The sequence below is a fragment of the Allobosea sp. OAE752 genome, assembly GCF_050433265.1.
In the GTDB taxonomy this organism is placed as follows: domain Bacteria; phylum Pseudomonadota; class Alphaproteobacteria; order Rhizobiales; family Beijerinckiaceae; genus Allobosea; species Allobosea spartocytisi.
Window position 1 is genome coordinate 992,627 of record NZ_JBNPXO010000001.1, and the last position, 14,000, is coordinate 1,006,626.

Annotated in this window: 13 protein-coding genes; 4 read left to right on the plus strand and 9 right to left on the minus strand. The window is 67.5% G+C overall.

Translation table 11 applies throughout. From position 1 onward, the window contains the following. Positions 1 to 7: 7 nt before the first annotated feature. The 4 genes from GGC47_RS04630 to GGC47_RS04645 form a co-directional block, all read right to left on the minus strand. Entirely contained in the window at positions 8 to 3,856 is a 3,849-nt protein-coding gene (locus GGC47_RS04630; protein WP_142019884.1) for a hydantoinase B/oxoprolinase family protein, read from the minus strand. Beyond that, positions 3,853 to 4,638, minus strand: a complete 786-nt coding sequence (locus GGC47_RS04635) for an IclR family transcriptional regulator (protein WP_112763065.1) — start codon at positions 4,636 to 4,638, stop codon at positions 3,853 to 3,855. The genes GGC47_RS04630 and GGC47_RS04635 overlap by 4 nt, the downstream gene beginning before the upstream one ends. A gap of 765 nt (positions 4,639 to 5,403) precedes the next feature. Beyond that, positions 5,404 to 6,012 carry a helix-turn-helix transcriptional regulator gene (locus tag GGC47_RS04640; protein WP_162720126.1) on the minus strand — a complete coding sequence of 203 codons (609 nt, stop codon included), beginning with the start codon at positions 6,010 to 6,012 and terminating at the stop codon, positions 5,404 to 5,406. Positions 6,013 to 6,199: 187 nt separating this feature from the next. Next, complete coding sequence (locus tag GGC47_RS04645; RefSeq protein WP_248311121.1) at positions 6,200 to 6,958, minus strand: GntR family transcriptional regulator; 759 nt, start codon at positions 6,956 to 6,958, stop codon at positions 6,200 to 6,202. A gap of 74 nt (positions 6,959 to 7,032) precedes the next feature. On the opposite strand from GGC47_RS04645, the gene GGC47_RS04650 reads away from it, so the two are divergent. Together GGC47_RS04650 and GGC47_RS04655 are read left to right on the plus strand one after the other, a co-directional pair. Further along, positions 7,033 to 7,977 (plus strand): PfkB family carbohydrate kinase, encoded by a 945-nt coding sequence (locus GGC47_RS04650; RefSeq protein WP_370954742.1) that lies wholly within the window; start codon positions 7,033 to 7,035, stop codon positions 7,975 to 7,977. Between the two features lie 122 nt (positions 7,978 to 8,099). Then, a complete protein-coding gene (locus tag GGC47_RS04655; protein WP_038360509.1) occupies positions 8,100 to 9,239 on the plus strand; it encodes a PAS domain-containing protein in 1,140 nt (379 codons plus the stop codon). A 115-nt stretch (positions 9,240 to 9,354) separates the two neighbouring features. Here GGC47_RS04655 and GGC47_RS04660 read toward each other — a convergent pair whose 3' ends face one another. From GGC47_RS04660 to pyrF, 4 genes are all read right to left on the minus strand, one after another. Beyond that, complete coding sequence (locus GGC47_RS04660; RefSeq protein ID WP_370954743.1) at positions 9,355 to 10,476, minus strand: anhydro-N-acetylmuramic acid kinase; 1,122 nt, start codon at positions 10,474 to 10,476, stop codon at positions 9,355 to 9,357. Positions 10,477 to 10,545: 69 nt separating this feature from the next. Next, entirely contained in the window at positions 10,546 to 10,854 is a 309-nt protein-coding gene (locus GGC47_RS04665; protein WP_113254238.1) for a DUF1330 domain-containing protein, read from the minus strand. 3 nt (positions 10,855 to 10,857) lie between these two features. After that, the gene (locus GGC47_RS04670) at positions 10,858 to 11,145 is read right to left on the minus strand and encodes a DUF1330 domain-containing protein (RefSeq protein WP_038360503.1); all 288 of its coding nucleotides are present in this window, start codon (positions 11,143 to 11,145) and stop codon (positions 10,858 to 10,860) included. Positions 11,146 to 11,182: 37 nt separating this feature from the next. Beyond that, positions 11,183 to 11,887 carry an orotidine-5'-phosphate decarboxylase gene (gene pyrF, locus GGC47_RS04675; RefSeq protein ID WP_038360500.1) on the minus strand — a complete coding sequence of 235 codons (705 nt, stop codon included), beginning with the start codon at positions 11,885 to 11,887 and terminating at the stop codon, positions 11,183 to 11,185. Positions 11,888 to 12,068: 181 nt separating this feature from the next. Between pyrF and GGC47_RS04680 the strand changes: the two genes are divergently transcribed. Both GGC47_RS04680 and GGC47_RS04685 read left to right on the plus strand, forming a co-directional pair. After that, the gene (locus GGC47_RS04680) at positions 12,069 to 12,842 is read left to right on the plus strand and encodes a TSUP family transporter (RefSeq protein WP_133562534.1); all 774 of its coding nucleotides are present in this window, start codon (positions 12,069 to 12,071) and stop codon (positions 12,840 to 12,842) included. A gap of 65 nt (positions 12,843 to 12,907) precedes the next feature. Further along, entirely contained in the window at positions 12,908 to 13,300 is a 393-nt protein-coding gene (locus GGC47_RS04685; RefSeq protein ID WP_133562536.1) for a DUF1801 domain-containing protein, read from the plus strand. Positions 13,301 to 13,324: 24 nt separating this feature from the next. On the opposite strand, the gene GGC47_RS04690 is transcribed toward GGC47_RS04685, so the two are convergent. Continuing rightward, positions 13,325 to 13,990, minus strand: coding sequence for a DsbA family oxidoreductase (locus GGC47_RS04690; protein ID WP_142019878.1), 666 nt, complete (start codon positions 13,988 to 13,990; stop codon positions 13,325 to 13,327). Positions 13,991 to 14,000 lie beyond the last annotated feature (10 nt).

Sequence of the window (14,000 nt, forward strand, 5' to 3'; positions counted from 1 at the left end):
TCTGCCGTCAGGCAACAAGGATGCCGGCCTTGGCCTCGCCCACATCCTGCGTGGCATGCGCTCCCTGCACGCCGTAATCGCGCTTGGCCGCATCCGGAGAGACCAGCCCCAGCGCGATGTCGCGGGCGATCGCCTCCCGCGAGCGCTCGGAGGCCGGGCCGTAGCCGGCGCCACCAGCGAGCACGAGCTCGACGATCTCCTGCGGCTGGCGGACCTGGACGAGCTCGCCGGTGCCGACGTCCTTCAGGACATGGCCCTGCTCGTCGATCACCCGGCCGGAAGCCCCGCCACCGGCCTTGCCGCCGAACAGGCCGGGAATCGGGTTGTTGACACCCTCCGGATAGAGCGAGACCAGCGTCGGCAGCCCGTCATCCGAAAGCTTGCGCAAACGCACGCGCTGGCCGAGGCCGCCGCGATGCTGACCGGCGCCGCCGGAATCGGTGAGATAGGCCTTCTCGACCACCAGCACCGGAACCCGCGATTCGAAGGTCTCGATCGAGGTGTTCGCAGCGGAGGTCGGGTAGAGCAGGCCCGACTTGCCGTCGCCCTGGGCCGAACCGCCCTGGCCGCCGCCGCAGAAGAGCATGTCGGAATAGGTGTCGCCGGCCGAGTCCCGGCCATAGACACTCGCCGCCACCGGCAGGCCGGTGAAGGCCTGGACCTGCTTCGGCGCCGCTTCCGACAAGGCGCGGAAGATGTTCGGCGCCAGATACCAGCCGGTGCGGGTGCGCAGGTTGACCGCCAGCGGCTTGTCGCAGTTCAGGATCGAGCCCTTCGGGGCCTCGACCGTGAAGGCGCGGTAGCAGCCGGCATTGCCGCGGACATTCGGCGTCAGCATGCATTTCAGCGGATAGGTCGCATGCGCCATCGTGTAGTTGAGCGTGCAGTTGAGGCCGCCCTGCGGCAGCTGCGGCGGGGCGCCGGCGAAGTCGAGATGGATCGTGTCGTCCTTCACCGTCAGCGCCAGCGGATAATGCATCGGCGTGCCCAGCGGGTTGTTCGAGGCGGTGCCGTGATAGATGCCGTCCGGAATGGAGCGGATGGCGTCGCGCATCGCCTTCTCGGAACGGCTCTGCACGACATGGGCGAGCGCGCGTAGATCCTGCATGCCGTAATCGGTGAGGAAGGACTGCAGGCGCTCGGCGCCGATGGCGTTGGCCGCGACGAAGGAGTGCAGGTCGCCGAGCACCTGCTCGGAATTGCGCACGTTCTCGGCCAGCAGGCGCACCAGCGTCTCGTTGATCCGGCCGGCCTCGTAGAGCTTCATCGGCGGAATCTGGAAGCCCTCCTCGTAGATCTCGCGGGCCCGGAGCGAATCCTTGGTGCCGCCGATATCCGAGACATGGCCGACCGTGCCCATCAGGCCGACGACGCGGTTGCCGAGGAAGACCGGCGTCACCACCGCGATGTCGAAGAGATGGCCGGCGCAGAGCCAGGGATCGTTGGTGATGAGGACGTCGCCGGGCTTCAGCGTCTCGGCCGGATAGCGCTCCAGGAGCGCCTTGACCGCGCGCGGCAGCGTCAGGTTGAACACCGGCATGGCGCGGGGCGAATGCGCCAGCGTCTCGCCTTCGGGGTCGAGCAGTTCGCAGGCGAAATCCTGCGCTTCCGAGATCACCAGCGAGAAGGCGGTGCGGCAGACCGTCAGCCACATCTCCTCGACGACGTTGATCATGCGGCTCCACATGATCTCGAGCGAGATCGGATCGGCCTCGATCCGGCGCGCGGCCTCGACCAGCGGCATATCGGCGGTGATCGTCGTCTCGGCCGCATTCGGCTGGGCGACATGGACGATGAGGTTCAGGACATCGTCGATGGCGACGCTGTCGCCGGGCGGCACGATCGTGGTCGCCTCGCGCTCCTCGATGATTGCCGGCCCCGTGACGGTGTCGCCGGAGCGGAGCGCATAGCGGTCATAGACGGTCGCCTCGCTCCAGCCGCCTTCAAACCAGGCCTTGCGGGTGCCCTTGATCTTGTTCTTGGCATCGCCGCCACCGGCCGCGCCCGAGAGCGAGAGCGTCGGCACCGGGCCGGCGCAGCGGACGCGGAAGTTGATCGCCTCCAGCCGGGCGCCTTCGTAGACCGAGGTGTAGCGGGCGGAATAAGCCTTGCTGAACGCCGCGCGGATGGCCTCCAGGCTCGACGCATCGATGGTGCCGCCCGGCAGCGGCACGGAGATGTCGTGCATCTGGCCGACGAGGCGCATATCGGCCGTGCGCTCGACCGTGACGTCGCCGGACTTCACGCCGGCCTCGGTCAGGTGCTTGCGGCCTTCGACTTCGAGATCGCGGAGAACGGCATTGACGGCGGCCGCATCGAAGCCTTCCGAGAACTCGACCGGCAACGAGCGCACCATGTCGAAGGAGAGCGGCGCGGCGAGGAAGCCGAGCGCGGAGGCCGCACCCGAAGCCGGCGGGATGATGACCTGCTTGACGCCGAGAACGCGGGCGACGTCGACGGCATGGGCCGGACCGGCACCGCCGAAACCGACCATGGCGTAATGGCGGGGATCCTTGCCCTTCTCGACGAGATGGACGCGGGCGGCAGCGCCCATGCTCTCGACCACGACCTTGTGGATGCCCCAGGCGGCTTCCTCGATCGAGAGGCCGAGCGGCGCAGCGACGGTCGAGACGGCCTTGCGCGCCGCCTCAAGGTCGAGCGCCATGCGTCCGCCCAGGAAGAAGCCGGGATCGTAATAGCCGAGCACGAGATTGGCGTCGGTCACGGTCGGCTTGGTGCCGCCCATGCCGTAGCAGGCCGGGCCGGGGTCGGAGCCGGCCGAATGCGGACCGACCTTGAGCAGGCCGACCTCGTCGATCGCGGCGATCGAGCCACCGCCGGCGCCGATCTCGATCATGTCGATGACGGGCGCCTTGATCGGCAGGCCGGAGCCCTTGGCAAAGCGGTTGACGCGGCCGGCTTCCAGCATCGGCGCGATCTCGGCGCGGCCGTCCTCGATCATGCAGGCCTTGGCGGTGGTGCCGCCCATGTCGAAGGAGATCACGTCCTTATGGCCGGCGAGCTCGCCGAACAGGGCCGTGGCGAGGCCGCCGCCAGCCGGGCCGCTTTCGAGCAGGCGAATCGGGAAGGTGCGCGCCGTCTCGGGCGAGACGAGGCCGCCGGCCGAATGCATCAGGCGGAGCGCACCGGTGAAGGCGCGGGCCGCGAGCTCGCGCTCCAGCCGCTGCAGGTAGCGGCGCATCAGCGGCTGGACATAGGCATTGGCCGCCGTGGTGACGAAGCGCTGGTACTCCCAGATCTCGGCGACGACCTCGCTCGATAGCGAAACGGTCAGCTCCGGACAGGTTTCGCGGACGATCCGGCCGGCTTCCTGCTCGTGAGCGGGGTTGCGGTAGCTGTTGAGGAAGCAGACCGCGATCGCCTCGCAGCCGGCGGCTTCGAGCTCGCGGGCGGCCTTGCGCACGGCGTCCGCGTCGAGCGCGGTGACGACCTGGCCGTCGCGATCCATGCGCTCGGCCACTTCGAGGCGATGTTCGCGCGAGACCAGCGGATCGGGGAAGGTCAGGAACAGATCGTAAATGTCGTAGCGCTGCTCCGTCCCCATCTCGAGGATGTCGCGGAACCCCTTGGTGGTGATCAGGCCGAGCTTCGAGCCCTTGCGCTCGATCACGGCATTGGTGACCAGCGTCGTGCCGTGGACGATGTCGCCGACATCGGCGAGCGTGATTCCGGCCATCTCGACGAGTTCACCGAGACCGATCAGCGCCGCTTCGGAGGGGTCATGCGGCGTGGTCAGGCGCTTGTGCAGGCGGACGGAGCGCTCCTGCGAATCGTAGAGGATGAAATCGGTGAAGGTGCCGCCGATGTCGAAGCCGATACGCCAACGATTGCTCATGGAGCGGTCTCCGCGATGGAAAGGTTCAAGGGATAGAAGCGCTTGTCCTGGGTCAGGGCCGCGATCTCGGCGGCCCCCTCTCCCAGCGATCGGATGATGGCGAGGCGCTCGGCCGGCTCGACGATGGCGGCCGGAAAGGAAATGCAGAGCGCGACCTCGTCGCCCGTCTCGGGATCCCCGACGGCGACCGAGACGGCATGCACCCCGCGCACCGCCTCGTCGTCGGATTCGGCATAGCCCTCGCGGCGGGTCAGCGCGAGGCGGGCGAGCAGGTCGTCGATATCCTGCGGGGCGGTGACCGAGGGCGGGACGAGCCCATTCGGATAGAGCGCCCGGACCTCGTCGTCGCTCAGCCGGGCCAGCAGGGCGCGCCCGGTGCTGGAGGCGAAGGCGGGCAAGCCATCGCCGATCGTCGTGACGACCCTGAGCGCATGTCGGCCGGAATGGGCGGTCACGCCCATCACCTCGGCGCCGCGACGCACGCTGATATAGCCGGTATGGCCAACCGCGTCGGAGATGCGGCGGACAACCGCATCGCTACGGTCAACCAACGATGCGGCGAAACGATAGAACTGGCCAACCCGGCAGAGCAGCACGGCCGGACGGTAGCGCTTGCTGTCGCCGACCGTTTCCAGGAGCCCCTCGTCCCGCATCGCCCTGAGCAGGCGCGAGGCGTTGCTCTTCGGCATGCCCAGCAGCGTGACGAGATCCGTGACGGTGACATCGTGCCGCGTGCTGGAAAAGCAACGAAGCACATCCGCAGCCGCCGACAAGATCGACATTCGCACGCCTCAGAAAATGTTCCAAAAAATGGAACTTAAGTTCCATTAATAGAAACATGGCACCGAACGGGCGCAGCGTCAATCGGACGCGGCGGCTCGGATCGCTGAAAGATGGGGCGACCGCCGGGTTGGGCATCGCGGCCTCGGGCACCCGGCAAGTCGCGCACCGAAAACCCCGTCCAGGCCTCGCCTGCGGGGTTTTCGGGCTTCAACATCCGAGGGATGCGCGGAGCCTGGCGGCGTTCGCAGTCGACGGCTGCGTGCCGATGTCGATGATGTCGAACAGCGACGACCTCGCGCTGCCCGGCCCCGCGCACGGGTATCTGGGGGTCCGCCTCGCTTGATGACGCCCGACAAGGGCGGGGGCCTGCCTGTTCGGCCCGTGCGAAGTCGGCACCTCCGCGCCACCAAAGAGAGGATCACCGTGATCGCGTCCTGTCGGACGCGCGGCGATCCAGCGGACCCGCAACGGCCCGGGAGCGCGAAACCCGCAATCCCATCCGGCCGCACGATGCCTCGCGAAGCCCCTCGGTCGGCTGCGACGAGGCGAGAATAGGCATGGGGCGGAAGGGCGGGGATAAGTTTGCCTCTTCCCTTCTCCCCTTGCGGGAGAAGGTGGCAGCGCGAAGCGCTGACGGATGAGGGGGCTCTCAACCTTGATCGTCAGCGCCCGATACCATCGACCCTGCCGGGCCCCTTCTCCCGCAAGGGGAGAAGGGAGGGGCGCGTCCTATGTCCGCGTCATAACGAACACCGGCAGCACGCTCAGCGCGGCTCCTCGACATAGGTGGCGACGAAGCGGACGAGCTCGCTCTGGCGGGCAGTGCCGGTCTTGGCGAAGAGGCGCTGGAGATGGGTGCGGGCGGTGGTCGGGGCGATGCCCAGGCGCTTGGCCGCGACGATGGTGTCGAGCCCCTCGACGATCAATGCCAGCATGCGCTCCTCGGTCGGCGTCAGCCCACAGGCTTCCGCGACCTGATCGAGCTTGCGGCCCATGGCAACCTCGGGATCGTCGACCGAAAGGACGAAGAGGTCGATGCTTTCGAGATGAACGGCGTCGATCGCGACCTGCCGGCCGCAGCGGAGCGCCAGCGGCAGCCGCGTCTCTCCGGCCATGCTGCCGGTGCGGCAGCGCTTCAGCCAGGAATGGAGCCGCGCCATGAATTCCTTGTCGGCGGCGGTGAAGCGGTCGGGGGCGCCGAGCCCCTCGCCTGACAGGGCCCGGGCGCCGCGGTTGCTGAACTGGATGTTCAGATTGGCATCGATGACGAAAACGGGTTTCGAGGCATGGCAGGCGGGTTCAGGCATGGTCTCGCGGCGCGCCGAAAGGGGCGGGTAATTCGCGTGGCTGGAAACCGAGAAGTGGAGCGACATCGAAACATCCATCCCTGTTGTCTCGGATCGTCGCGACGCCCCCGCAGCGGCCGGTTCATCCAGCCGGGGCGGGCAGAGCGCGCGTCCGCATTCCTTCGTCGCGCCGGAATGCGAGCAGGTTCAAAGCGGATGCTGTTTTTTGGACTGGTATTGGACTGATTAAAATGCGAGCGACCTGCCGCCGCCGTCAAATATGGAGCGAGAGCCGGTAAGTGTAGCTGTCGCCGCGGAACAGGCCCTCGACATATTCCAGCATCTCGCCATCGGCGCCATAGCTGCGGCGCTTGATCAGCAGGCACGGAACCGGCCTCTCGAAGCCGAAGATCGCGCATTCTTCCGGCGTCGGCGCAGCCGCCTCGATCGTCTGGTCGCAGCGGATGAGAGGCGCTCCGAGATCGGCCAGCATCGCATAGACCGAGCCGCTGAGATCGGCCTGCGCCAGCCCGGGAGCCCGCTCGAGATTGTACCAGGCGATCTCGCGCGACATCGGCATCCCGTCGCCCGAGCGGACGCGCACGAGCTTGAGGAGATCGATATGCGAGGAGTGGCCGAAGATCGAAGCGATGGAGCGGTCGTTCACGATCTCCCGTTCGAGAATGCGCGACGACGGAACGCGCCCCAGCTCGCGCATCTCCTCGGTGAAGCCCTTCAGCCGGTCCATGCCGGGGTGCAGACGCGGCCCCGGCCCCTGCACGATGGAGCCCAGGCGCCCCTGCGCGCTGAGCAGCTTCCTTTCCCGCAAGGCGTTGTACGAGCGCTGCACGGTGGTGCGGCTGATCTTCAGCCGCTCGGCCAATTGCCGTTCGGCCGGCAGCGTCGTGCCAGGCGGCAAGGTGCCGTCGCCGATCAGCCGCGTCAGCTGGTCTTCCAACTGCTGATAAAGCGGTTTGGCCGTGTCGTCGCGTAGGTCCAGCAGGTCCTGGAACACCGGCTTGGGCGTAGGCAATTCAAGCTCTGTCGATGGTTGCATGAGTGTGGCACAACCCGGGTAGCAGCAGTCGAGCGGGGAAATCAAACGCCATGACCGACCGGCCTGTCTTCGTGCTCGGAAGCTTCGTGGTTGCCTGCACGGCAACAGTGCCGCGCGTGCCGCGCCCCGGCGAGGCGCTCGCTGCCGAAATCGTAACGATCGAACCCGGCGGCAAGGGCCTCAATCTCGCGATCATGGCCCGACGGCTCGGCATGACGGTCGATGGGCTCCTCGCCATCGGCGACGATCTGGCCGCGGCCTTCGCCGCTCCGGCGCTGCAACGCGCCGATCTGCCGCAGGCCATGCTCGTCGAGATCGCCGGGCCGACCGGCAGTGGCGTCGGCTTCATCGACCCCCGCGGCGAGACCAGCGTGGCGATCGCCAGCGGCGTCAATTTCGCGATCACCCGCGCGCATATCCGCGAACGCGCCGGCGCCATCGCCGGCGCGGCTCTCGCATTGGCACAATTCGAGACCTCCGACGAGGCGGTTGCCGAAACCTTCGACATCGCCCGGCGGGCCGGCGTCCCGACATTGCTCAACCCCTCGCCGTTCCGGCCGGTCACTCCTGAAATCCTGCAGCGGACCAGCATCCTCATCGTCAACGAAACCGAAGCCGGAGACCTTGCCGCCGCCATCGGCCACGACCCGGCCATCACGGTCGATCCCGCCCACTTCGCGGGCACGCTGGCGCCGGCCATCATGGCGCTGGGGCCCGACCTCGTCGTCATGACGCGGGGCGCTGCCGGTGCCGTCGCCGCCCCCCGCGACGGAGCGGCGCTCTCGCAGGCCGGCATCGCCGTCGCCACCGTCGATGCGCTCGGCGCGGGGGATGCCTTCGCCGCGACGCTTGGCGTCAGCCTAGCCCGGAAACACGGCCTCGCCGAGGCTCTGCGGCTGGCTGCCGCGGCCGGGGCGCTGACGACAACACGCCATGGCGTGTTCGACGCCTTGCCGACAGGCGAGGCCATTCGGGCGCTGCTCGGCAAGAGCTGATCGAGCGATCGACAGCCTGCTAAATTTTTGGATTGCTTTTGGACTTCACGAAAGCGACGCGTCCTGCTAGCTTGACGTTGCTGCCGCCGGGCCCCGGCAGCTGTCGCGAGCGAGGTAGCGTCATGCCGGCACCGAATCTCGATACCGTCATGTCCGCCGTCGATCAGCTCCTGAGCGGAGCGATGGATGAAGAGCAGATGCCTGCCGCCGCCGAAACGCTGCGACAGCTCTTCAATGGCTCGAAAGCCTGTTTCGCCAGTGTCGGACCGAATCCCGAGGACTGGGTGGCCTATGCCACCAATGTCGACGAGGCGCTGCAGGCGCGGTGCTTCGGCGACCTCGCGCAGGATTTCGTCGAGATGGGTTTTGCCCTGCGCAACATCCCTCTCGGCCAAGTCTATCACGACCATGAGGTCTACGGCCGCGAAAGGCTGCACAGCAGCCGCATCTGGCAGGAATGGATGCAGCCACAGGACATGCATGGCGGCATGGCCTGCCGCCTCGCGGAGAACGGCGAGGCGTTCTGGTTTTTCGACGTGCAGCGCGGCCGCCACCAGGAGGGTTTCGACCGGGAGGACGTCGCCCTGCTCGGCAAGCTCTATCCGGTCCTGCGCCGGATCGCCGAGGTCCGGCGCCATCTCGGCCGGGTCGCGATCCAGCGGGACGAGGCGCGCGGCGCCCTCGACAGCCTCGCCATGGGCATCGTCATCGTCGATCAGGACCTGCGCATCATCTACGCGAATGAAGGCGCCGACGAGATTTTGGCCGAGCCCGACGGAGCGCTCTCGCTCCGGCAGGGGCGCGTCTTCGCCCGTCAGCCGAGCGACCACCGGCAGTTCAGGCAATTGGTTGAGGCCGCGGCGCATGGCGGCCGCGACCCGCTGGGCCAGCAGCGTAGCAGCCTGATTCTGCGGGGCGACGACCGCGCTCATTCGCTGTCTGCCTGCGTCATGCCTGCGGCCCTCTCGCTCGCGCCCGCTGGATCGCACAGCAAGGTCATGATCGCGCTCCGCCGGCTCGAGATGGCGACCGACATCGTCGCCTGCTCGCGCCAGCTCTTCGACCTGACCGAAACCGAAGCCAAATTCGCCTCCGCCCTGGCGAGCGGATTGTCACTGACGGAAGCGGCCGCTGCTCAACGCGTCAGGATCTCGACCGCACGGACCCATCTGGCGCGGATTTTTCAGAAGACCGACACCCGCCAGCAAAGCCAGCTCGTCTCCCTGCTGCGCAGCGCGGACCTCCCCCTCCGCTCTCGTTGAGAACAGTTCGGCGAAGCGCTTTTGCTTCGCGGGCTGGCTCGTTCAGGAGCACAGGGCAAAATTAGTCAGCTTCAGCCTAAATCTTCATCATCCAAATGACGGAGAAGACAGGTTTTTAGACTGAGACGGCCGGCCGGTGCAGATGCCCGCCGGTCAGCGGCTGCGGCACGCCCGTGGTCGAAGGCAGGCTGAGGGGCAGGCCACGGACAGAGCGGATCGCGAAATAGGCGAAGATCTGCGCCTCCAGCGCATCGCCGTTCCAGCCGACGGTCTCGACCGGCTCGACCGGCACGCCCAGGCGCTGACCGAGCCTTTCCATGAAATGCCGGTTGAGCCGGCCGCCGCCGCCGACGAGCCAGCGCCGCGGCGCGACCGGGACATGGCGCAGCGCCGCGACAATGCTTTCCGTGGTGAAGGCGGCGAGCGTCGCGGCCCCGTCGGCGTCCGAGAGCGGCTCGACCACCTGAGCGCGACGATGAAAGTCGTTGCGGTCGAGCGATTTCGGCGCCGGCCTGTCGAAATAGGGATTGGCCATGAAGCCGGCGACGAGATCGTCATGGACCCGGCCGCTTGCGGCAAGCGCGCCGTCGGCATCGTAGGGGCGGCCGAGCCGGCGCAGCATGAAGTCGTCGAGGATCGCGCTGGCCGGCCCGGTGTCGAAGGCGATGACGGTGTCGCCGTCGACATAGGTGACATTGCCGACCCCGCCGAGGTTCAGCACCATCACCGGCTGCTCCAGCCCCTGCACCAGCGCGCGATGGTAGAGCGGCGCGAAGGGGGCGCCTTCGCCACCGGCCGCGACATCGGCATCGCGGAAACGGTCGACCGTGGGGATGCCGAGCGCATCGGCCACGGCCTGCCCGTCGATGAGCTGGCGGGTGAAGCGGCGCTCCGGGCGATGATAGATCGTCTGGCCGTGCAGCCCGACGAGATCGACGCTGCCGAGATCGAGCCCCTGCTCCTCGGCATAGCTGCGGATGGCGGCAAGATGATCGGCTGTGACCGCCGCCTCGAGCTCCGTCAGAGGTTCGGAGGAGGCGCGCTCGGCATCGGCGATGACAGCCTGCAGGGCGCGGCGCGTCTCGTCGCGGTAGGGATAGGAGGCGCCGGGACCGAAGGAGAGCCGGTCGCGCCCGTCGCTCGTCACCAGCGACACGTCGATGGCATCCATCGAGGTGCCGCTGATCACGCCGATGGCGGTCAGGATTGCGGACGGGTCAGAGAGACGATCCGCCACCTGCGGCTCCTTGCAGTGCTGCGATGACATCCCGGGCGACCGAAGAGAGACCCGGAATTCGGATTCAGCTCACTCGCCCGGCTGCGGGCCGTCATAGCCGCCGATGATGACGAGATCGGACTTGCCGGCGGCGCTGAGATGCTTCACCGCCTCCTGATATTCCGGCGAGGCGTAGCAGGCGCGGGCCGTCTCCTCGTCCTTGAACTCGATGACGACGTTGTGCTTGCGGCCCTCGCCGCGGGCGAGCTTGTACTCGCCGCCGCGAACGAGGAACTTCGCGCCGTATTTGGCGAAGGCGACGGCGTTCAACGAACGGTACTTGGCGTAAGCCTCATCATTCTCGACGTCGACGCGCGCGATCCAGTAACCCTTCGCCATGGCTCAGGCCCCCTCGACCGCGACGAGGTCGATCTCGCCCGCACCTTCACGCAGCTTGCGGGCCTCGGCATATTCCGGCGAGAAGAGATAGGCGCGCGCCGAGGCGAAATCGTTGAACTCGATGACGACATTGCGAGCGCGGCCCTCGCCTTCGCCCACCGTCATCTGGCCGCCGCGCACGATCGGCGTGCCGCCATAGATCTTCATCACCTCGGAGGACTTGGCGGCATAGGCCGCCCATTTGGTCGCATCCGTCACCTTGGCGCGGCCGATGACATATCCCTTGGGCATGGTGCAATCCGTTCGCTGAATCGGTTTCGGGCGGAGATTACGAAGCCGCGACGATCTCGTCCATGACCGCGCCCGCCGCCGCACGCGGGTCTGCCGCGCGGACGATGGGACGCCCGACGACGAGATGGTCGGCGCCGATGCGGATCGCCTCGGCCGGTGTCAGCGTGCGCTTCTGGTCGCCGGCAGCACTGCCGGACGGGCGGATGCCCGGCGTGACGATGAGCATGTCCTTGCCGATCACGTCGCGGACGATCTCGGTTTCGGCCGCCGAGCAGACGATGCCGTCGATGCCGGCGATGCGGGCCTGTTCGGCGCGCAGCCGCACGAGATCGCGCACCGCAAGCCCATAGCCGGCATCGCGCAAATCGCCGTCGTCATAGGAGGTCAGCGCCGTGACCGCGAGGAGCTTCAGCGCCGCGTCGCCCCGGCCCTCGACCGCGCCGCGCATGGTCTGCGGATAGGCGTGGACGGTGAGGAAGGTGACGCCGAGCTTGGTCAGCGATTCCACGCCTTCGGTCACGGTGTTGCCGATGTCGTGCAGCTTGAGATCGAGGAAGACCTTCTTGCCCTCGGCGACGAGCTGGCGCGCGAGGTCGAGCCCACCGGCGAAGGCGAGGCGATAACCGATCTTGTAGAAGGTCACGCCGTCGCCCAGCGTCGAGACGAGGCGGTAGGCGTCCCAGACTGTCGGCACGTCGAGGGCGACGATCAGGCGGTCGCGGACATCGTTGATCTTCTGCATTTGGCGGCTCCCTGAGTTTCGAGGGAAGGCGCATGATTCGAAGCAGGAGGCAAGGGCGCAAGCCACCGCGACGCCTCACAGAACAATCTCCTACGCATTGGTGCTTTTCCGAAAACAATATTCCCCAAAACGGGCCGATCCTCTAGGCGTCGTTCTCCGTTCTTCCGGAGGCCGCCTCACGATGTCATGGACCGCGCTGACCGGCTTCCTGCTGCTGACGGGCGTCGCGGCCTATGCCCAGACGCTGACGGGCTTCGCCTTCGGGCTCATCACCATGGGCGGGGTCGGCCTGACGGGCCTGCTGTCCCTGCCCGATGCGGCCATGCTCGTCAGCGTGCTGACCCTGGTCAATGCCTGCCAGATGCTGCTGAAAGGCTGGCGCGACGTCGCCTGGCGGACATTCGGGCTGGTCACGCTTGCGAGCCTGCCCTGCCTCGTCCTCGGCTATGAGCTGCTGATCTGGCTGGCGGATAGCCGCGCCGATGTCCTGCGGGTGGCGCTGGGCCTCACCATCATCGTCTCGAGCCTCCAGCTCGCACGCAAGCCTCAGCCGCTCCAGCGCGAATCCGGCCGTTTCGGCTTTCTGTTCTTCGGCGGCGTCGCCGGGTTGATGGGCGGCATGTTCTCGACCTCGGGGCCGCCGCTGGTCTACCACCTCTACAGGCAGCCGCTGGCGCTCGCGACGATCCGGGAAACCCTCGTCACCATCTTCGCGCTCAATGCCACGGTCCGCACCGGAATGGTCGCCGCCTCGGGCCAGGTTCCGTCAGCCTCGACGCTCACCGGCCTGATCGCCGTCCCCGTCGTGATGATGGCCACCCATCTGGCACGGCGCTACCCGCCGCCGCTGTCGCAGCGCGCCATGAGGCAGATCGTCTTCGCGCTGCTCTTTCTCTCGGGCGTCGCGCTGGGTGCCCCGGCGCTGATCCACCTGACGGCTCAGTTCGGCCGCTAGAAACTGTTATGGACCTTCGACAGGCATCGAGCGCAGGCGAAGAACGAAGGGAAAGGCGGCGCATCATGAGCAAGGCCGATACCGGTGCATCCCCATCCGAGCTGATCGACGCACGGATCGCGGAGCTGGACGATTGGCGCGGCCGGACGCTGGCCCGCATCCGCAAGCTCATCAAGGAGGCGGTTCCGGATGTCGCCGAGGAGTGGAAATGGCGTGGCGTCCCGGTCTGGTCCCGGGACGGAATCCTCTGCACCGGCGAGACCTACAAGACCGTCGTGAAGCTCACCTTCGCGAAAGGCGCTTCGCTCGACGATCCCGCCGGCCTGTTCAACTCCAGCCTCGACGGCAATGTCAGGCGCGCGATCGATATCCACGAGAGCGAGACGCTCGACGAAGGCGCCTTCAAGGCGCTCATCGGCGCAGCCGCGGCCCTGAACGGCGCCACCCGAAAACGATAGGCCGGAACCGGCCGCCGGAGCGCTTCAGAACTCCGGCATCTCCGGCTGCTGCTGCGCGGCCAGCACCTGCTGGAAGACCTGCGCCCAGACATCCGGCGGCTGCGCGCCGGAGACGGCGAGCTTGCCGTCGACGATGAAGAACGGCACGCCGGTGACGCCGACCTCGCGGGCGTGGTTCTCAAGCCCGATCACGGTCTCGCGCAATTCGTCATTGGCGAGTTCGTCGCGCGCGGCCTGCTCATCGAAGCCCTGCTCGACGGCGATCTGGACCAGCGTCTCGAGATCGCCGATGTCGCGCCCCTCCTGCCAATAGGCCTTGAACAAGGCCGCCGTCATGTCGCCGCCGCGCTGGACGGTGGAGGCGGCCGCCACCAGCATATGGGCCATGCGCGTGTTGACGCTCTTCGTCACCTTCGCCCAGTTGAAGGTGACGCCGCTCTCCAGCGCCGCCTCCGACAGCCGAAGCTCGATCTCCCGGCGCTTGCCCGGGCCGAACTTGGTGTCGAGATACTGCGTGCGGTCCATGCCCGCCTCTGGCATCTCCGGGTTGAGCTCATAGGGCAGCCAGGTGATGGCGAAGCGCTCGTTCAGGCCGAACTGGGCGAGCGCCGTTTCCAGCCGCGTCTTGCCGATGAAGCACCAGGGGCAGGCGATGTCGGAGACGATCGCGAGCGGCAGCTTGTCCTGCATGTCGATATCC

Coding starts and splice junctions, on each gene's coding strand:
- pyrF (WP_038360500.1), bottom strand. CDS start 11,887: ATGCAGAAGATCAACGATGTCCGCGACCGCCTGATCGTCGCCCTCGAC.
- GGC47_RS04650 (WP_370954742.1), top strand. CDS start 7,033: ATGACCGACCGGCCTGTCTTCGTGCTCGGAAGCTTCGTGGTTGCCTGC.
- GGC47_RS04670 (WP_038360503.1), bottom strand. CDS start 11,145: ATGCCCAAGGGATATGTCATCGGCCGCGCCAAGGTGACGGATGCGACC.
- GGC47_RS04685 (WP_133562536.1), top strand. CDS start 12,908: ATGAGCAAGGCCGATACCGGTGCATCCCCATCCGAGCTGATCGACGCA.
- GGC47_RS04655 (WP_038360509.1), top strand. CDS start 8,100: ATGCCGGCACCGAATCTCGATACCGTCATGTCCGCCGTCGATCAGCTC.
- GGC47_RS04680 (WP_133562534.1), top strand. CDS start 12,069: ATGTCATGGACCGCGCTGACCGGCTTCCTGCTGCTGACGGGCGTCGCG.
- GGC47_RS04690 (WP_142019878.1), bottom strand. CDS start 13,990: ATGCAGGACAAGCTGCCGCTCGCGATCGTCTCCGACATCGCCTGCCCC.
- GGC47_RS04630 (WP_142019884.1), bottom strand. CDS start 3,856: ATGAGCAATCGTTGGCGTATCGGCTTCGACATCGGCGGCACCTTCACC.
- GGC47_RS04665 (WP_113254238.1), bottom strand. CDS start 10,854: ATGGCGAAGGGTTACTGGATCGCGCGCGTCGACGTCGAGAATGATGAG.
- GGC47_RS04640 (WP_162720126.1), bottom strand. CDS start 6,012: ATGTCGCTCCACTTCTCGGTTTCCAGCCACGCGAATTACCCGCCCCTT.
- GGC47_RS04635 (WP_112763065.1), bottom strand. CDS start 4,638: ATGTCGATCTTGTCGGCGGCTGCGGATGTGCTTCGTTGCTTTTCCAGC.